Here is a 17757-nt window from a genome sequence, read left to right as displayed (position 1 = left end):
ATGTATTAAAAATAGTTTAGCTGATGGAAGCGCTGATTTCCGAGAAACTTTCTGTCCAGACCTCTGAAATGAACCCGCTGTCCTCTACGGGGTGCAGGTAAGGTTTTCCGTATTCGTGAAGCAATATGAAGCGAACCGTAGCACTGCTGACCTTTTTATCTGACCGCATGGCATGATTCAGGGCTTCGATATCGAGGCCATCCAGCAAGCCCGGTTTTATGAAAGAAGCCGTATGCTGTGCAATCAAATCGGTATTTATAGTTGCGCCCAGTTTACGGGCCATGACCGCGGCAGCCATCATTCCGGCAAAAACAGCCTGACCGTGCGAAATTCGTCCGTAACCCGCCACCTTTTCAATGGCATGCCCGAAGGTGTGTCCATAGTTGAGAATCATACGGAGTCCGGACTCTTTACTGTCCTCCGTAACGACCCTGGCCTTGACTTTAATACAGCGATCAATAATTTCTTTGAGCAAGGGGATGTCCTTACGCAACTGCAGAATATCACGCCCGTCGAGCAATGTGAGGATACCGGTATCCTGTATGGCGCCGTATTTGAGCACTTCCGCAAAACCGCTGATGAACTCTTCATCCGGAAGCGTTTCGAGTACCGAAAGAAAGGAGACAACAGCGCGGGGCTGATAAAAAGCGCCAATCAGATTTTTTCCGGTTTCATGGTTGATACCCGTTTTCCCGCCAACGGAACTGTCAACCATTGCAAGAATCGTAGTTGGGATGTGAATCAGCGGAAGTCCGCGCAGCACGGAAGCGGCAACAAAGCCGGCCAGATCCCCTGTTACGCCTCCGCCCACAGCGACGACCGGCGTTTGACGATCGATCCCCTGCTCGAGACAAAAATTTACGAGGGAAATCCAGTTTTCGGTGCTCTTGCTGCTTTCACCTGCGGGAATGCGGGCAAGGACAGGCCGCTCGACCAGGCTGCTGAGCCACGCTATGAATCCGTCCTGCAGCCGGAAAACATTTTCATCAACCAAAAAAACGGCCTGACGGGTATTAATAGAAGCCAGTACTTCCCTGAGCGGTTCCCATGGCGCATCTCCGGTTATTACTTTGTACTGCAGGTCTTCCTGAATGCTAATGGTTTGTACGCTGAAGGAATGCATCAATTTCGCTAATTAACTTTTTGGCAGATAACTGAACCCTTTTATTGACAGGGGGCACAAAGTGAACATGGGCTGATTCATAAAGCGGGCGTCTTTTCTGATCGAGCTCCGTGAGTATTTTCCGAATCTCTTCTTCTGATTTCAGCTTACCGTTTTCATCAAGCAACATAGGCCTGCGCGTGTTTCTTTGCACCCTCTCTAAAATACTATCAAAAGGTGCATCAATAAAGCATAATATGCTGTTTTCCCGAATAAAACGGGCCTGTGCTTCATCCTGTAAAGCACCGCCGCCCAGCGCAATAACGGCAGGCGGCAAACCCAGCAAATCATTCAGCATATCCCGTTCGGCAGCCCGGAAGAAAGCTTCCCCCCGTTCCGAAAAAATTTGTGACACAGGCATGTTGTATTGGTCCGCAATCAGCTGATCCAAATCGCGGAACATCATATTAAGCTCCCGTGCCAGCTGCCGCCCGTGTGCTGATTTACCGCATCCCATCATACCGCACAGGGTAATGGATTTGTGATGCTGTAATGCCATGGTTAATCCTCCAGTTCTCCGGGTAAAGGTTCAACAGGGGGCACGATAAGGACTTCCTCCCGATCAATCAGTACCGCGCCTGCGGCACCCTGCTTAGGTTTTCGAACAAACTTGCGGCGCGTCTTGATGACAGGTGCGAAGGAGCTGCCTTTCGCTTTCGAGTACCATGCCGCCCATCCCGCAGCTTTTTCAAGCTGACTTTTATCGGGTTCGGTTTGTGCCCGGTTCATCCGTATGAGCACATGTGAACCGCCAACACCTTTGGCGTGCAGCCAGATATCTTCCTTATGTGAATCGTGCATAATCCGGTCGTTGCTTTTGGCATTTTTGCCAATCCAGACTTCAAACCTGCCAATGCGCCCGATTTTGTACGGTTTCAGGCTTTCGCCTTCGCGGCCTGACTTCTTCCTGAAGAGTTCATGACCTTCATGTGCTTTTTGAAGGGCTTCAAGCGCCTTCATGTCGGCAATATTATTCAGCTGTTCTTCAATACCGGAAAGTTCTTCAAGTTTGGCTTCTGTTTCTTCGGCAAATGCAGCTGCCGTTTCAAAAGCCCGTTCCGCCTTTTTTTTCAGATTAAAATACTTTTCAGCGTTTTCAGCAAGATTAAGCCGCGGATCAATTTTTATCCGTCTCAATGCTCCTTCATTGTAAAAATCCTGCAGTTCAATTTCTTTAGAAGGCTCAGGTGTAAGATGGGCATGTGCAACCAGAATATTCCCGTTTTGCTCATACCATTCGGCTTTTTCTATGCTCTTTTGTGCGTTATCTGCTTCCGTTAGTGCTTTTTCAAAGCGGGACCGAAGTTTTTCAGCTCTTTTTTTCAAAAGGGCGAGTTCTTTCAGAAAGGTGTTCTCCCGCTTTTCCGCAAAAAAAGCAACCCGGACTGCGGTATTGATGTCATCGAATGATTCCGCGTTTTCTGTTGGGAAGTGTGCAGCTGAAAACAGCGAAAAACGGCCGTCTTCAAGCAAGCGGGGTTCGGGCGCATGAAGAAGCTGATGATGAACCTGATCCAGAAAACGACCGACTTCATGCAGGGGCTTGGTGTCGAGTTCGTGATACGCGATCAGTTCGTCCGCAAACGCCCTCGGAAGCTGCGGAAATGCCTTAAGTATTTTCTTGCGCAGTCCGCCTTTTGCCTCTTCAAGCGGGACGGTTGAAAGTGAAAAAGCCTGCGGTTCGGGCTGACCTTCAAAGCGTGAAGGATGTTTAAATGCCTCCAGAATCACGTCTCCCTCTGTCAAAAAAACATTGGGATCATTGCCGAACATTTTAAGCGTGAGACGCAGATTTGTGTGCTCAAACTGAATGTACAGGAAACGGTCCTCTGCCGCGACAGATACGGATTGGACGGTTTTACCTTGCAGAGGATTGAAAAAAGTAGCTGTGTTATTTTTTTTTACGGAAACCCTTGGATCTGCGAATACAGCCGTGCGCTGCGGGTCCGTTGAGACCGTAATTTTCAAGCCGTCTTCTCCCCGGCTGAAATAAAGGCCAAGCTCGTTTTTCCGGCTTGTGGCTGCCAGTTCAAATGAAGCCTTTTGAAACGTTGCATTTAGCTCAAAAGCTAAATATCTTAAAGCATAATGGGAATTCATCTATAGATGTGCAAATTTTAAAAGCGCTTCCAGCTTTAATTTATTAACCCAACATTCACACTTAACCTTGCAGGCATAATGCATGAAGTACCCTATTTTTAAATCCATGATTAAAAAAATAGAAGCTGAACTTGGTGAAAGAAATATAAATCCATCAAAATTTCGGGTCTGGCATGACCCTACCATTAATGCAACAGGTCTTGAGTTAGCCCTCGAACCTACGGATCCCGGCTGCGGGGTTCGTGAAATTTCCATCAACCTTGACTGGGATACGTTTCGTGAAGCCAAGCTGGCCAAACAGATGGAAGGCATGGCCAAGCATCCGCTGCTGAATAAACGGGAACTGCTTTCGGGGAAAGTGCCGGTCACCATTGATATTGAAACAGCCTGGCATTTCGATGAAAAACAAATTATTGATTTGCCATCAAACGGCGATGTCGAAGCCCGTATCAGCTATGCAAGCATGTGGATGAACTCACTGAATCAGGAAATGGCTTACATGCTGCAATCAGGGAAACTACTTCATCGCTGGCACATCGAAGTCGAAGGCGATCAGCACGGACGCTACATTTCTGCCATGTCGCTGCTGCTGTACCATCAATACTCATTTAAGGAAGCGCGGAACCTGGCGCAAGTTCACGATGAAGTACGTTTAAAGCTTGATACCATCTTACGTAAAAGCTCACTTGTACTTGATCTTGCCCGTAAAACACGGCCACAGGCAGCATAGCAAAGCCTCTGCTTTCTTACGATCCTGCACATATTTTAAGCCTGAATCAGTCTTTGGTTCGGGCTTTTTTTATAAGATATACAGGCAAAAAAAAATCACAGACTAACATGAGCTGTGATTTTTAAAAAACTAAGAAAGCATGTCACGCAGCCTACTTCTTCTTATGTCTGTTCTTACGCAGACGCTTTTTACGCTTATGCTTCGCAATCTTTGCTCTTTTTCTCTTCTTTCCGCTTGGCATCGGTAGTTGGTTTTATGTTAAATATTTAAGGTCGTTTCATCAATAGCATTGCGAACCTGCTGAGATTCATCTTCGGTTGCAGCTATTTCTATAGACTGAGTAAGATAAGAAATACTTTCATCAATCCTATTATGATGATACAGAATCATGCCTTTTGTAAGGTAGCTGCGAAAATAAGGTGGATGGTCAGCTATAGCTGTACCGAGTGCCTGAAGTGCTTCGGCGTCCTTATTCATAGAAATCAGTGCGACAGCATAGTCAGTGAGTAGCTCTGCATTCTCTGTGAGTTCTAAAGCTTCTTCGAAGCAATCTTTGGATAAAGTCAGGAAGTGGTTTCTGATTTCTGCATCGCCAATGGTTTCTGCCCAATTGTAGTTGAGCATGGCAGCATTCCACCAATCCTGCGGGTCGTCCATGATCATAGCAATATGACGGCTTGCCTGTGCGGCACCGTCCAAACGACCGAGTCGCTGATGAAGCAACATCAGCTCACCATAGAAAGGCACGGCTGTGCGCGAAAGCGGATCGATTTCAGAAAGCCGGGTTTCTATCTGTGCAATGCGGTTTGAAACAGCTTCCTCATCGGAAACATCTAAATCTCCGTGAAAGTCGAAGAAGGTTTCGGATGTGTCTCCAAATCCTTCTCCGTGATGGGGTGCAGTTGATGTCTGTGGCTCAGGGGTTTCTCTTGATTGGGAATCATAATAGATCAGTACAGCAAGAACAATGAGGACGACAGCAAAAAACAGCGAGAACCAACGGTACATTTTGTTCGGTTTTATTGTGAGTTGGTGAATTCTACAAATTAAACCAATTAAATGAACCCTGGGTGAATATCAGCCTGGTACACGCATGGTTCTGCTTACTTCGCGCTTAAATTCTCTTGATACCTTGAGCACGGGTACATACTGCTCCGGAACAATTACTTCTTCATTTGTTTTAGGATTTCGGGCAACACGCCGGGCTCTTTTAACTACTTTGAAGCTGCCAAAGCCCCGCAGTTCAATGTTGCGGCCATCTTTAAGCGAAGCAATCACCGTATCAAGGAAGCCATTCACGACGGCTTCGGTCTCGGTCTTAGATATGCCGGTTGATTCTGTTATAATATCTACAATGTCAGCTTTGGTCATGACGACATAAATTTTTGGGTACTAAAGGGTTTGTTAGGAATGCAGAGTATGATTCCCTGATGAAGTATTGTTACAACCTGTATTCCCATACTAAAGTTCAGTTTTGAACTAAAAAATCATATGATTAAACCGGTGAGTTTCTAATTTGAGGGCTTAATCTTTATCAAAAATGCCTTATACTCACAAAATCGTTTCTGAAGCCTACCTTCAATTAACTACTATGCCTAATGGATTTCTTTGAATCAGTTGTAGACATCCTCGAAAAAATTGTATGGGATACCCCCAGCGTATTCCCCATGATGGTCGTTCTTCTGCTGGGATTTGGAATATTTATCACAGCCAGACTCGGTTTTATTCAACTGAGGAAGCTGACACACGGTTTCAAGGTGGTTACCGGACAGTATGATGACCCCAGTGATGAGGGCGATGTGAATCACTTTCAGGCGTTGAGCACGGCTTTGAGTGCAACCGTTGGTATCGGTAACATCGCAGGGGTAGCACTTGCCATTCATTTTGGAGGCCCCGGTGCCCTTGTTTGGATGTGGGTAACAGCACTGCTTGGTATGGCTGTTAAATATGCTGAGTGTACACTTGCTGTGCATTATCGCACCAAAAATGCAGACGGCTCGGTATCCGGCGGCCCGATGTATTATATCGAAAAAGGACTTGGCGGCAACTGGAAATGGATGGCAATGGCCTTCGCAGGATTCACAGTCATCTGTTCCTTTTTTACCGGAAATGCGATTCAGGCCAACTCTGTAGCCGACGTGATGTCGAGCACATTCTCAGTACCGGTTGTTGTTACAGGATTTATTACGGCAAGTATAGTAGGTGTCGTGATTATTGGCGGAATCAAGCGTATCGGTTACGTCACTTCCCGCCTCACTCCGCTTATGGCCGTGCTTTACGTACTTGGCGCACTTGTCATCCTGCTGCTGAATTACGACAAAGTTCTGCCCTCTCTGTATCTCATTGTTACCTCAGCTTTTAATCCTGTTGCGGGCGCGTTCGGTGTTGGTTCCGGTGCTATTATGACAACCCTGGTATGGGGCGTAAAGCGCGGACTCTTTTCAAATGAAGCGGGTCAGGGTTCTGCACCTATTGCACACGCTGCGGCTAAAACCGATGAGCCCGTTCGGGAAGGTGTTGTAGCATTGCTTGAGCCCTTTATTGATACTCTTATTGTTTGTACAATGACCGGTCTTGTAATCGTTGCGACCGGTGTTTGGGACACCAAGCACCCTGAGTCCATTTCGCTTTCTGAAGGCAATACAAGCTTCAGCTGGGTGCAGGATTCACCACAGACAGGCCGTGATCTGCCGCAGGTTATTACGTTTGATGAAGGCCTTCCCACAAGCGACGTGGTGCTGAACCGCTTCCGGATCAGCGTTGACACCTTGTTTACCGATTCTGCACAACAAATTCCCTTCACCGGCGAAATCAACCTGAGCACTTTCACCGCTACAGCTGCTACGGGCGAGCAAATGTCCCGGCTTTTTGGCAACGCAATCGATAACGGGGCTTCGCTCACCGCACGCGCGTTTCAGGTTGGCCTTGCTCCCATCATGCCTTGGGGAAGCCTGCTCGTTACCATCTGCGTGCTGCTATTTGCCATTTCAACCTCCATTAGCTGGAGCTACTATGGCGACCGAGGTGCACAGTATTTGTTCGGGGACGGCGCTATCCTGCCCTTCCGGATTTTCTATGTATTTATGAACTTTGTAGGTGCTGTCATTGCGCTGGAGCTTGTCTGGCGACTCGGAGATATCGCCCTCGGCCTGATGACCATCCCCAATCTCATAGCCTTATTTGCGCTAAGCGGGGTCGTCGTGAGCCTTACCAACACTTATTTCAAAAAGATGGATGAGGAGGGTGACGACGAATAATGAATCCGGCAGCTAATTTCACTGAAATCAAACATCCGGTTATCGCGCGGGATCTTACCATCCTGCGCAATAAGAAAACCGATACGGCAAACTTCCGGCTTGCGTTGTCGCGTATTTCAACCATCCTGGCTTATCACGCGCTGAACAACATCTCCCTGGAAAGCTTTGAGGTTGAGACCCCTATTCAGACAACAACCGGCTACAAACTGGGCACCAACATCGTTGTCATCCCGATTCTCAGGGCCGGACTGGGCCTGGTTGACGCCATCACGACTTTCGTCCCTGACGCGCGGGTCGGTCATCTTGGGATGTATCGGGATGAAGTAACCAAAAAGCCCGTTGACTACTACGTAAACGTGCCGGACGGCATCGAAAACGCACTTGTACTGGTGGTAGACCCAATGCTTGCTACCGGTGGAAGTGCGTGCGACGCGATCAGCTTCCTGAAGTCAAAAGGTGCACGGGAAATCCGTTTTATTTGCCTGATTGCGGCACCGGAAGGCGTTGAAGCCGTGCAGAAACAATTTCCGGAAGTTGCCGTTATCACGGCCGCGCTTGATGAGCGGCTCAACGAAAACAAATTTATTGTACCCGGTTTAGGTGACGCCGGTGACCGTATATTCGGCACAACCTGACTTTGACCTAAACCGCTCATAATTCAATCTCATTTCATGGATACACTGGCAGAAAAATGCCGGCTTAGCTGCGGGCAGTTCCTTTATTTTGCCGGATTTTTTTTCATGAGTTTCGCCATACCCGCCTGCAGCGATCCTGATCAGCATCTGCAGCGACCGCCTAATCCGCAGGCTGATACGCTGATTGGTATGACCGAAAGCGTAAACCCGCGCATTGAGATTATCACCGGTGAACGCATCCGGGTCGTTGCCACAGCTCCCAGAAGCGTCACCCGCGAATCCGCAAACCTGAACCGGACCGACCTGTTCGGCCCGCCTGTAGAGATCGTTGTATTTGACACCCTGGGACAAATGGAAACACAGATTTTTGCGGAACAAGCGTCGTTTATGAGCCGCGATCACCTTTTTGAGTTTACCGGAGATGTGGATGTACACACCGGAGAAAACAGACGGCTGCGAACCGAAGAGCTCACCTGGGACGAAATCGGGGCCCGCTTTTCCAGCAACGGTTTCGTGATCATCACTACCCCGGAAGACAGCATCACCGGTTTCGGACTCGTTGGCAATCAGGATTTGAGTCAGTATCGTCTTAACCGCGTAACCGGTCAGTTTCGTCTTGATGATTAAAGCGTCAACATACCCTGCGGCACTTTGCAAGCCGCAGCTCCTGCACACTTGTATCCGGGTTTCTGCACTTTTCCTGCTTCTCATTGCCTGGGGTAATATGTTTCAGAGCGAAAGCAAGCAAGCCTACGCACAGACGCAGGTTCGGCTTCTGTTTACCGAGAGTTTGCGCGGAGAGACAACGGAACTCGGACGGGTGAGGATTTTACGCGGAAATGTTGAAATGGAGACCGATGACCTGCATATTCTTGCTGACAGCGTGTATCAGTATCTCGACAGGAATTTTATCGACGCCTTCGGCAACATACAGATCAGGACCGAAAATCAGCATATCTGGGCAGACACGCTTCGCTACAACACCCTGACGGATATCAGCCGTTTTCGGGGCAGGGTTGTGGTTGAAGGTCCTTCAGCGAGGCTTTTCAGTCAGGAAATGCTGTATAATTTCATTTTTGAAATTGCTGAGTTTCCACGGCAGATCCGGATGGAGGATGAAAACGGAACCCTTCAGGCTGACCGCGGATTTTATTTCAGCCTTCCGGACAGCGCTGCGTTTTACGGAAATGTTCAGATTGCCGACGCTACGCAGTATGCGGAAGCGGACACGCTCTATGCAGTGCGTTCTGCAGATTTTTTCAAAATGCGGGGTAATGTTTATCTCGAAGATTTTGAAGAGCGAACCCGTATGCGCGGCGGTTTTAGTCAGAGCGACAGCACCGGATTCCGTGAACTGCGTGATCATGCGCGGCTACAGCGGGTCAACGAAGCGCGTACGGATACAACCTTTCTGGCTGCCGATCGCATCGAGGTAACAAACAGGGATACGCTCAGTACGGTTGATGGCTTCGGGAATGTTGAGATCTGGGCCGAGCGCTACGCTGCGCTTTCAGAACAAAGTACCTACAACGACCAAACAGGTCTTTTCCGGCTTACCGGTGACGCTCGTTTATGGCAGAAGGATCTGCAACTTTCCGGTGAGACCATCGACATTCAGCTTATTGACGATGAGATCGAATCCCTTTTTGCATTTCCCGAACCTGTTGCAGTCACCCCTGATAGCCTAACCGGACGTTTCAACCAAATCATCGGAGACTCTCTCCGTATTTATTTTGACGCCGGAGAAATTTCAAAAATGCGCGTAGAGCCCAATTCAGAGATGATTATCCATGAGCGGGATGAAAATGACCGGCCTGAATTTGCTATTCAGATTTCCGCGGAGCGTCTCATCATGCACTTTAATGAAGGAAATATTGACAGCCTTAAATATTATCGCACAATTGACGGGCGCTACATTCCTGAAGCCCTGAACCCCGGCGAAATACGGCTGCAAGGCTTTCAGTATGAACCGGAACGCAGGCCTGCTAAACCGGCTGAATGGCTCTTCCCAAGCCGTGATCCCATCCCTGAAGAACCGCTCTTTCCCTTGCCCCGTCGCAATCGTGAATTTTTAGACGAACAGGACATCTCAGCAATCGAGCCCGAATAAGTGCTTTTCCGGAGTGCTATCCGATGTGAAGCAACAATGGGGATAAAAGGGTGTTGAAATGCGCTGACTTTTGCGATCCGCACAGCATCTGATAAAGCTGAGCTGTTTGTTATGTTCAATAATGTGTGCGGTGCTGAAACTACCTACTGATAAGACAGGATTTACCGCAGGTCTAGACACACACAGAGTACACACGAAAACGGTGTTGTTTACAGTAGCCCCCCAAAAAATAAAAAAGTCATCTACCCGGACTAAAGGTCTCTTTTTCATGCAGCTGCAAATACAGCTTCGGTTCCAAAGTATGCGGTGAGTATTTTTTGGAGCCTGAGCCGGCCGCGGTTGAGGCGGCTTTTGACGGTACCGAGCGGAAGGTTTACCGCTTGCGCGATCTCTTCGTAGGTGAGCTGCTGCATTTCGCGCATTTCGAGAAGTTCCCTGTACTCCTTTGGCAGCCTGGAAATGGCTTCCTGCACCGCCTTTGCGGTTAGGGCATGGTAGACCTGTTCATCGGGCAGCGGGTTATCATCAGGAAGCTGAACGACAAAAACCGTCTCCGGATGGTTGTGCTCCTGATCAATAGAAACCGTTTGCCGTCGCTGTTGCCTTTTAAAACGCGTACGCATGAGATTACCTGCGATGGTGTAGAGCCAGGTCGAAAACCGTGCGATCTCTTCATAGCTGTTGCGGCTGCTGTACACCCGCATAAAGGTTTCCTGCACAATATCTTCCGTATCCTGCTCATGCCGTGTGTACCGAAACAAATACATAAACAGGCGCTTTTCGTAGCGTTTCATAAGCTCAGAAAAAGCGGCGTCGCTTCCCCCCTGAAACTGCTGCATGAGCTGTTCGTCTGTTAATCCCTGAAAACGTGCCGAATGCTGTTCTCTGAAGCTGTTCATGAACGTACCTGCCTGATGTCGGGATACCGTTCACACTTAACAGTTCAGGTGTGCAGCACCCCGGATTTCCGGTTTTGGTGAAGGCGGACTCAGGCGAGAATACGTTTAAGCATCAGGATGAAAACAGCTTTGGCGTCGAGCTTGCTGTACCCTTTCACAGCACGATCAGCATCCAAAATAGCTTCGAAAATCAGGGGCATTTCTGAAGCACGGTAGTTGGAGGCATCCTTCACCAGATAATTGAAACGGTATCTGTTTACATTTAACCGGGCTGCTATGTCGGCATGGCTTTCGCCTTTTGCAGAATAGCGCAGAATGCTCCAAAGAATGGTGAAATTTCCGTAAATGAGCGATATCATCCCAAATATTTCACCTGTGTCCTTGTCTGCGTCCTGCAATAAACGTTCCGCTATGTAAAGGGTGCGTTTGGCATCGCGGGCAGAAAGGGCGTTAGTAAGGTCGAAAGCGGTGTATTCCTTGGTATTTTTAACGACAGATTTTACATCCAGACGGGTTATGCGTTCCCGCTTCCCTGCAAAACCGCAAACTTTTTCCAATTCTTTGGACAGTTCGTGTAGCTTATTGCCTACAAGCTGATACAGCGCAATGATGGCGTCCGGTTCAATTTTCTTTTTATACTCCTGCTTTGCCCACAATTCTATCCAGTCCAGTATTTCTTTTTCAGTAGGCGCGGATGAAACGAAGAGTTCACAGTTTGGAGATTTACTCAGGGCCTTGCCAAATCGGGTATTTCCCGCGGGTTTCTGTGTATCGATGAGAACCAGCACGGTTGACTCAAGCGGGTTCTCGAAATAAGGGAGAAAAAGCTCAAGTCCTGCCTGAGGTTTTACCGACGTATTATCTTTGAGTACTTTTTTCTCGGTACACTGCATGAAATCCCGTACGAACACGAACCGGCGCTCGCCGCCTATCGGGTAGCTTTTTGCCGTACTCAGAATATCCGCAGGATCGTGCGTAGCGCCGTACAGTATTTCATAGTCGAAGACGCGGCTGTGTTCAGGAATCAGGCTGTCTATTTTTTCCTGAATCCGGTCAATAAAAAAGGGTTCATCCCCACATAAAAAATAGACCGGTTTGAAGGTGCCTGAATCAAGCTCTTGTATAATACGCGCAAATTCCTGCTGCGGGGATACATTGTTGCTGCGTTTTGCCATAACTGTGATTGGAGAACATTTTCGCTGTGAAAGATGAAAAAAATGAGGCCGCGCTGACACAGCTTCATTTTCATCAAAATACCAAATTGAGCGCGTTTTACAGCTTTTTTTATAGTGCTGTCCGAAAGGCCGGAAAGTCAATCTGCCTTTAAAGCAAAAAAATCCCGTTTGCTGAATATGATGTACAGCAAACGGGATGATAATGAAAAGGGAGCTTAATTTCTGTCTTTTCAAAGAAGGGAGAAACCTGCCGAAGCCCCATACTTTCGCATTACGGAAAGACCCAAAAAGCCAGCATCCGTAGGATCGTCAGATTAAGGTGTCAGACGGCCCAGCATGCGCGGGAAGGGGATGGTTTCCCGGACGTGACTGAGTCCGCAAATCCAGGCTACCGTGCGTTCGAGACCGAGGCCGAAACCGCTGTGCGGCACTGTGCCAAAGCGGCGCAGATCGAGATACCATGAGAACACGCTTTCATCAAGCTCATGCTCAGCAATGCGGGTACGCAGGGTTTCGAGGTCGTCTTCCCGCTGCGCACCGCCAATCATTTCGCCATAACCTTCGGGTGCGAGTACATCTACACCGAGGGCAACGCGGTCATCGTTAGGGTCACGTTTCATGTAAAAGGCCTTGATTTCAGCCGGGTAACCGTGCACCATTATCGGTCGATCGAAATGCATGGTCAGCAAGGTTTCGTCGCTGCCGCCAAAATCATCACCCCATTTGGTTTCGAGCGCTGACTTCCGCCATACCGGCAGATTTCGAAGGTTTTCTTCTGCTTCTTCCCGCTGCGCACGCAACAGTTTAAGGCGGCGGTCGATCTGAAACTTACGTCCTTTCTTGGCCTGCCCATGCTCTGCTTCCAGCTCCGGTATTTCCTTGCTGATGGATTCGAGCGCCTGCTTGTTTTCGCGCTCCATGGTATCCAGAAGCTCCTTCGTTTTGTCACCTGAAAGCAATTCAACGGCTTCGGTGTAGGTTATCCGCGGAAACGGCTTTTTGACCTGCTCGAGCTTGGTGATGTCTCTGCCAAGGGTTTCCAGCTCGCTGCGGCAGTCACGAAGTACTGCTTCTACAATGAATACGACCATGTCTTCAGCCAGGTCCATGTTCATCTTCAGATCGTAGAAAGCCATTTCGGGTTCTACCATCCAAAATTCAGTAAGGTGACGCCGGGTTTTGCTTTTCTCAGCCCGGAAGGTTGGACCGAAGGTGTAAATTTTGCCGTGTGCAAGCGCCATGGCTTCCCCGTAAAGCTGACCTGACTGGCTGAGGTAGGCTTTCTGATCAAAGTAATCGGTCTCAAACAGATTGGTTGTGCCTTCGGCAGCATTCCCGGTAAAAATGGGCGCGTCGAGCTGCACGAAACCCTGCTGCTGAAAGAATTCATGTATGGCAAAAATAATGCGATTGCGTACCCGCATGGCCGCCCACTGCCGCTGACTCCGAAGCCAGAGGTGCCGGTTTTCCATCAGAAACTCTACGCCGTGTTCTTTGGGAGTGATGGGGTAATCCTGTGCAATCTGAATAATTTCAAGCTCCTGCACATGCAGTTCGTATCCGCTCACGCTGCGATCATCTTTCCTGATATTTCCTTTTATGCGCAGCGAAGATTCCTGCGTGAGGGTGCCCGCCTGCTCCCAGACTTCATCAGCAACATCTGCTTTTGAGACAATGCACTGACACAGACCGGAACCGTCGCGCATGATCACGAATATGAGAGACTTGCTGCTTCTGATGTTTTGCACCCACCCCTGCAACGTTGCGGTCTGTCCGTCAAACTGATGCAGATTTTGTATTGTTGATATGTTTTCAGCTGTCATGATTCTGGTACTAAAATCGTTTCGGTGAAAAATTCCGGGTTGAAAAAATCCTGGGCGAAGTTACGAATCTCTGTCGAAGTTACCGCGTCGATATGCAGTACGAGCTCATCGAGAGAGATATAGCGGTCAAAGTAAAGCTCACTCTTGGCAAGCCTTGTCATGCGGTTGCTCATATTTTCCTGCCCGAGAAGGAGCTTGCCCTTGAGCTGCGATTTGGCTTCGCTCAGTTCCTTATCCGGCACTGTTTCAGTTCCTAAGCGCACAAGTTCGTCGTAAATAAGCTGCTGCACATGTTCCGCGTAGCTCTCGTCGGTGCCGGCATAAACCCCAAACAGGCCGGTATCATGATACGCCTGATTGAAGGAAGCAACCGAGTAACAGTAGCCGTATTTCTCACGGATATTCTGATTGAGGCGCGCACTCATCCCGCCGCTAAGCAAGGTGTTGGCAAGAAGAAGTTCGTAGCGGTTTGCATGGTTGATACCAAGCGACCGGCGCCCAAGTACAAGGTGCGTCTGCTCAATAGCACGGCTTACCCGCTTATGCTGCTTCACAAAAGTACTTAACGGCAGGTCTTCGACGGGTTTGTAGGGGGAAGAATCCACGGTAAAATAACGGGTAGCAAGCGTCACTATCTCATCGTGATCAACGTTGCCGGCCACTGAAAGTACCGTATTGGCGGGATTGTAGCGCTGGGCAAGATAGGATTTCAGTGCCTGCTGATCGAATGCATTGACCGTATGCTCAAAACCAAGTATGGGACGTCCAAGCGGATGATTTTCAAACATGAGGCCGTTAAATATCTCGAAAATGTAGTCTTCCGGCGAGTCCCGGTACATTTTCATCTCTTCGATGACAACCTTTTTTTCCTTTTCAATTTCTTCGGGCGGAAAAGTTGAGCGCAGCACCATATCGGAAAGTACATCAATAGCGCGCTCTTTCTCGGTGTCGAGGCAGCGGGTGTAATAACAGGTGTGTTCAAGCGAGGTAAATGCGTTGAGGAAACCGCCGACCGATTCCATGGTTTGGACGATGTCGTAGGCCGTTCTGTTTTCGGTGCCTTTGAACAGCATGTGTTCCAAAAAGTGCGTAATACCAGCTTCCCTGTCGCTCTCGTGGCGGCTGCCCGTCTTTACCCAGACCCCGCAGGAAATACTGCGGACGGATGGTATGGTTTCGGTTACGATTCGGAGACCATTCGGCAGGGTTGTTTTTTGGATGGTATCCTGCGGATAACGTGTCATATATTTTATTTCAAAAGGATTGAATCCGTAATTTGGCATGGTTCCGCTCAGCTAATCGGGCTTCACTCCCCCCTTCTTATGCTGAGCCGAAAAAATAAAAGCGCCGGTTGAATGCTCAACGACGCTTTTAAAGGTCTGCACAGGCTGCAGCCGTTCACGACAAAAACAGCCTGTGCATAAATGGTTTTCAAGGCCGGATTGGGAGCCTATTTCTCAATCAGGGCTTTCATGGACAGACGCATTTTTCCGCCCGGCTCTACGCGTACAAGCTTGACCTGAATTTTCTGGCCTTCCTGAAGCACGTCTTCGACGTTGCGGATGCGTTCGTGCGCAATCTCTGAGATATGGAGCAAACCATCTTTGCCCGGCATGATTTCTACAAAGGCACCGTACTCTTTAATGGAGCGTACAGTTCCTTCATAAACTTCGCCTTCTTCCGGCTTACCGGCGATGGCTTTAATTTTTGAAAGTGCAGCTTCTGCTTTTTCAGCGCTGTCGGCAGCAATGGTCACGATACCTTTATTATCAACTTCTTCAATAATAATTTCCGTGCCGGTTTCTTTCTGAATCGCCTGAATCACCTTACCACCCGGGCCAATAATGGCTCCGATCATATCGGAATCCACTTCGTAGCGGGTAAAGCTTGGTGCGTACTTGGAAATACTCTGACGGGGGGCAGAAATGCTTTCGGCCATACGCTCGAGAATGTGCAGGCGCCCTGCTTTAGCCTGCTTGAGAGCTTCAAGCATAACTTCAGCGGTGATCCCCTGTACCTTGATATCCATCTGACAGGCCGTGATACCATCAGCGGTTCCTGTGATTTTGAAGTCCATGTCACCGAAGTGATCTTCTTCACCGGAAATATCGGAGAGCACGATGTAATCGCCGTCTTCTCCCATACAAAGTCCCATTGCAATACCTGCAACCGGCTTTTTCATCGGTACCCCCGCGTCCATGAGGGCCATTGAACCACCACAAACAGAAGCCATGGAAGAAGAACCGTTGCTTTCCAGAATATCGCTGACGACACGGATTGTGTATCCGAATTCCTCGGTGGAAGGCGCCATGACTTTCAGGGCCCGCTCTGCCAGATTACCATGACCAATTTCGCGACGGCTGACACCGCGCATCATTTTGGCTTCACCCGTACAGTAGGGCGGGAAGTTGTAATTCAGCATGAAACGCTTTGAATCGGTGTCGAACAGGGTGTCGACCGCCTGCTCGTCACGTTTTGTACCAAGCGTTACGGTAACAAGCGATTGCGTTTCGCCACGCGTAAAAATAGCGGATCCGTGCGTACGGGGCAGGTACCCTACTTCTGTCCAAATATCGCGTATCACATCAGATTCACGGCCATCAATGCGGATACGGTCTTTCAGCATCATGGTGCGAATGGCGTCCTGCTGAATATCGTGGCAGATGCTGTCTATGGCTTGCTCCTGCTCGGGGTATTCTTCCGCAAGTGCGGCTTTCACTTCGTCATAGATTGCTTTGATGGCTTCAGAATATGCTTTTTTGCCAAGCTGCGCTTTAGAGGTTGTGTAAAAGCGGTCTCCTACGAGTTCCTTAACTTTGCCTACGAGAGTTTCATCCGGCTTTTCGATAACGACTTCGCGTTTCTCTTTTCCATGCGCTTCGCGGACTTCATCCTGAAAAGCACACAGCTTCTTAATAGCTTCGTGCGCGACCTGAATGGCTTCGAGCATTTCCTCTTCGGAAACTTCCTGCATTTCGCCTTCTACCATCACAATGCTGTCTTTCAGACCGCCAACGGTAAGGTCGAGATCAGCTGTTGCGAGTTCATCGACGGTTGGGTTCACGACATATTCGCCAAAGATACGGCCGATGCGAACCTGCGCCATCGGACCTGCGAAAGGCGCGTCGGAAAGATGCAGGGCGAGGGAAGCGGCAACCGGTGCAATAACATCGGCGTCATTCTGACCGTCGGAAGAAATAACCTGACAAATCACCTGCGTTTCATTCATGAATCCGTCCGGAAACAGCGGGCGAATGGTACGGTCAATAAGTCGGGCTGAGAGAATTTCTTTTTCTGAAGGACGACCTTCCCGCTTGATAAATCCGCCCGGGAATTTTCCACCGGCGGCATAGCTCTCGCGAAACTCAACGGTGAGCGGAAAGAAGGCCTGACCTGCGCGGGGTTCTGCTGCAACAACAGCTGTTGCGAGTACCATGGTATCCCCAAGGCGTGCAACTACGCTGCCGTGTGCCTGCTTGGCGAGACGACCGGTTTCAATGCTCAGGGTTTTGTTTGCTGCGAATTCTACTGATTTAAAATCTGCTTTCATTTTGTTTTAACTGCGTTTAACTGCTGGAAATAAAAGAGCCCGGACGTATTTCCGAACCTTCGATCTCCGTGGAATAATGCTGACGTTCACAGCTTGTGATCAATCAGCGTGTGTGTTGTGCAGCATTGGCGGCCATTTCATCCTGACTTTACCCGGTACTACAGGGCGCAGGCGGATTCAAAAGGTTAACTCTGCGGCTCTTTGTTAATGGAGCGGAGAGCAAACTTTTTAAATCCGCGTGAGCGCGTTGCATTGGGTTTGGCCTGAAAGAAACGACAGATGCTACAAAAAAGGCACGGGGTTACCGTGCCTTTTT

The 17757-nt window shown here is 49.0% G+C and carries 15 protein-coding genes; 5 read left to right on the top strand and 10 right to left on the bottom strand.

The genetic code is table 11. The features are described from left to right. Positions 1 to 16: 16 nt before the first annotated feature. From aroB to CYPRO_RS08455, 3 genes are read right to left on the bottom strand one after another with little or no spacing between them, the layout of a single operon-like run. A complete protein-coding gene (gene aroB, locus CYPRO_RS08465; protein WP_114984204.1) occupies positions 17 to 1123 on the bottom strand; it encodes a 3-dehydroquinate synthase in 1107 nt (368 codons plus the stop codon). Then, positions 1095 to 1661, bottom strand: a complete 567-nt coding sequence (locus CYPRO_RS08460; RefSeq protein ID WP_114984203.1) for a shikimate kinase — start codon at positions 1659 to 1661, stop codon at positions 1095 to 1097. Before CYPRO_RS08460 ends, aroB begins: the two co-directional genes overlap by 29 nt. 2 nt (positions 1662 to 1663) lie before the next feature. Further along, a complete protein-coding gene (locus CYPRO_RS08455; RefSeq protein ID WP_114984202.1) occupies positions 1664 to 3262 on the bottom strand; it encodes an NFACT RNA binding domain-containing protein in 1599 nt (532 codons plus the stop codon). Positions 3263 to 3368: 106 nt separating this feature from the next. Between CYPRO_RS08455 and CYPRO_RS08450 the strand changes: the two genes are divergently transcribed. Next, the gene (locus tag CYPRO_RS08450; protein WP_124245575.1) at positions 3369 to 3992 is read left to right on the top strand and encodes a hypothetical protein; all 624 of its coding nucleotides are present in this window, start codon (positions 3369 to 3371) and stop codon (positions 3990 to 3992) included. Positions 3993 to 4250: 258 nt separating this feature from the next. Here the strand turns inward: CYPRO_RS08450 and CYPRO_RS08445 are convergent, their stop codons facing one another. Continuing rightward, the gene (locus CYPRO_RS08445) at positions 4251 to 5000 is read right to left on the bottom strand and encodes a tetratricopeptide repeat protein (protein WP_114984200.1); all 750 of its coding nucleotides are present in this window, start codon (positions 4998 to 5000) and stop codon (positions 4251 to 4253) included. A gap of 69 nt (positions 5001 to 5069) precedes the next feature. After that, positions 5070 to 5363, bottom strand: coding sequence for an HU family DNA-binding protein (locus tag CYPRO_RS08440; protein WP_114984199.1), 294 nt, complete (start codon positions 5361 to 5363; stop codon positions 5070 to 5072). A 227-nt stretch (positions 5364 to 5590) separates the two neighbouring features. Here CYPRO_RS08440 and CYPRO_RS08435 point away from each other — a divergent pair, with 227 nt between their 5' ends. The 4 genes from CYPRO_RS08435 to CYPRO_RS08420 all read left to right on the top strand — a co-directional run bounded on the left by CYPRO_RS08435 (position 5591) and on the right by CYPRO_RS08420 (position 9994). Beyond that, the gene (locus CYPRO_RS08435; RefSeq protein ID WP_114984198.1) at positions 5591 to 7249 is read left to right on the top strand and encodes an alanine/glycine:cation symporter family protein; all 1659 of its coding nucleotides are present in this window, start codon (positions 5591 to 5593) and stop codon (positions 7247 to 7249) included. Beyond that, entirely contained in the window at positions 7249 to 7884 is a 636-nt protein-coding gene (upp, locus tag CYPRO_RS08430) for a uracil phosphoribosyltransferase (RefSeq protein WP_114984197.1), read from the top strand. Before CYPRO_RS08435 ends, upp begins: the two co-directional genes overlap by 1 nt. 36 nt (positions 7885 to 7920) lie before the next feature. Beyond that, positions 7921 to 8511 carry an LPS export ABC transporter periplasmic protein LptC gene (gene lptC, locus CYPRO_RS08425; protein WP_114984196.1) on the top strand — a complete coding sequence of 197 codons (591 nt, stop codon included), beginning with the start codon at positions 7921 to 7923 and terminating at the stop codon, positions 8509 to 8511. Between the two features lie 97 nt (positions 8512 to 8608). Next, positions 8609 to 9994 carry an OstA-like protein gene (locus CYPRO_RS08420; protein WP_164682649.1) on the top strand — a complete coding sequence of 462 codons (1386 nt, stop codon included), beginning with the start codon at positions 8609 to 8611 and terminating at the stop codon, positions 9992 to 9994. A gap of 266 nt (positions 9995 to 10260) precedes the next feature. Here CYPRO_RS08420 and CYPRO_RS08415 read toward each other — a convergent pair whose 3' ends face one another. The 5 genes from CYPRO_RS08415 to pnp all read right to left on the bottom strand — a co-directional run bounded on the left by CYPRO_RS08415 (position 10261) and on the right by pnp (position 17441). Beyond that, on the bottom strand, positions 10261 to 10893 hold the full coding sequence (locus CYPRO_RS08415) for an RNA polymerase sigma factor (protein WP_114984194.1): 633 nt from the start codon (positions 10891 to 10893) through the stop codon (positions 10261 to 10263). An 89-nt stretch (positions 10894 to 10982) separates the two neighbouring features. Next, complete coding sequence (gene holA, locus CYPRO_RS08410) at positions 10983 to 12068, bottom strand: DNA polymerase III subunit delta (protein WP_124245573.1); 1086 nt, start codon at positions 12066 to 12068, stop codon at positions 10983 to 10985. 314 nt (positions 12069 to 12382) lie between these two features. Further along, positions 12383 to 13891, bottom strand: a complete 1509-nt coding sequence (locus tag CYPRO_RS08405; protein WP_114984192.1) for an asparagine--tRNA ligase — start codon at positions 13889 to 13891, stop codon at positions 12383 to 12385. After that, the gene (locus CYPRO_RS08400; RefSeq protein ID WP_114985741.1) at positions 13888 to 15135 is read right to left on the bottom strand and encodes a M16 family metallopeptidase; all 1248 of its coding nucleotides are present in this window, start codon (positions 15133 to 15135) and stop codon (positions 13888 to 13890) included. Before CYPRO_RS08400 ends, CYPRO_RS08405 begins: the two co-directional genes overlap by 4 nt. 206 nt (positions 15136 to 15341) lie before the next feature. Continuing rightward, on the bottom strand, positions 15342 to 17441 hold the full coding sequence (pnp, locus tag CYPRO_RS08395) for a polyribonucleotide nucleotidyltransferase (RefSeq protein WP_114984191.1): 2100 nt from the start codon (positions 17439 to 17441) through the stop codon (positions 15342 to 15344). Positions 17442 to 17757: the final 316 nt, after the last annotated feature.

The organism is Cyclonatronum proteinivorum (assembly GCF_003353065.1).
Taxonomy (GTDB): domain Bacteria; phylum Bacteroidota; class Rhodothermia; order Balneolales; family Cyclonatronaceae; genus Cyclonatronum; species Cyclonatronum proteinivorum.
Note: the sequence above shows the minus strand (reverse complement) of the source record. Positions and strands in the feature narration are given on the sequence as shown.

Excerpts from the sequence above, each read along its gene's own strand:
- aroB (WP_114984204.1), bottom strand. The coding sequence starts at position 1,123 with ATGCATTCCTTCAGCGTACAAACCATTAGCATTCAGGAAGACCTGCAG.
- CYPRO_RS08460 (WP_114984203.1), bottom strand. The coding sequence starts at position 1,661 with ATGGCATTACAGCATCACAAATCCATTACCCTGTGCGGTATGATGGGA.
- CYPRO_RS08455 (WP_114984202.1), bottom strand. The coding sequence starts at position 3,262 with ATGAATTCCCATTATGCTTTAAGATATTTAGCTTTTGAGCTAAATGCA.
- CYPRO_RS08450 (WP_124245575.1), top strand. The coding sequence starts at position 3,369 with ATGATTAAAAAAATAGAAGCTGAACTTGGTGAAAGAAATATAAATCCA.
- CYPRO_RS08445 (WP_114984200.1), bottom strand. The coding sequence starts at position 5,000 with ATGTACCGTTGGTTCTCGCTGTTTTTTGCTGTCGTCCTCATTGTTCTT.
- CYPRO_RS08440 (WP_114984199.1), bottom strand. The coding sequence starts at position 5,363 with ATGACCAAAGCTGACATTGTAGATATTATAACAGAATCAACCGGCATA.
- CYPRO_RS08435 (WP_114984198.1), top strand. The coding sequence starts at position 5,591 with ATGGATTTCTTTGAATCAGTTGTAGACATCCTCGAAAAAATTGTATGG.
- upp (WP_114984197.1), top strand. The coding sequence starts at position 7,249 with ATGAATCCGGCAGCTAATTTCACTGAAATCAAACATCCGGTTATCGCG.
- lptC (WP_114984196.1), top strand. The coding sequence starts at position 7,921 with ATGGATACACTGGCAGAAAAATGCCGGCTTAGCTGCGGGCAGTTCCTT.
- CYPRO_RS08420 (WP_164682649.1), top strand. The coding sequence starts at position 8,609 with ATGTTTCAGAGCGAAAGCAAGCAAGCCTACGCACAGACGCAGGTTCGG.
- CYPRO_RS08415 (WP_114984194.1), bottom strand. The coding sequence starts at position 10,893 with ATGAACAGCTTCAGAGAACAGCATTCGGCACGTTTTCAGGGATTAACA.
- holA (WP_124245573.1), bottom strand. The coding sequence starts at position 12,068 with ATGGCAAAACGCAGCAACAATGTATCCCCGCAGCAGGAATTTGCGCGT.
- CYPRO_RS08405 (WP_114984192.1), bottom strand. The coding sequence starts at position 13,891 with ATGACAGCTGAAAACATATCAACAATACAAAATCTGCATCAGTTTGAC.
- CYPRO_RS08400 (WP_114985741.1), bottom strand. The coding sequence starts at position 15,135 with ATGACACGTTATCCGCAGGATACCATCCAAAAAACAACCCTGCCGAAT.
- pnp (WP_114984191.1), bottom strand. The coding sequence starts at position 17,441 with ATGAAAGCAGATTTTAAATCAGTAGAATTCGCAGCAAACAAAACCCTG.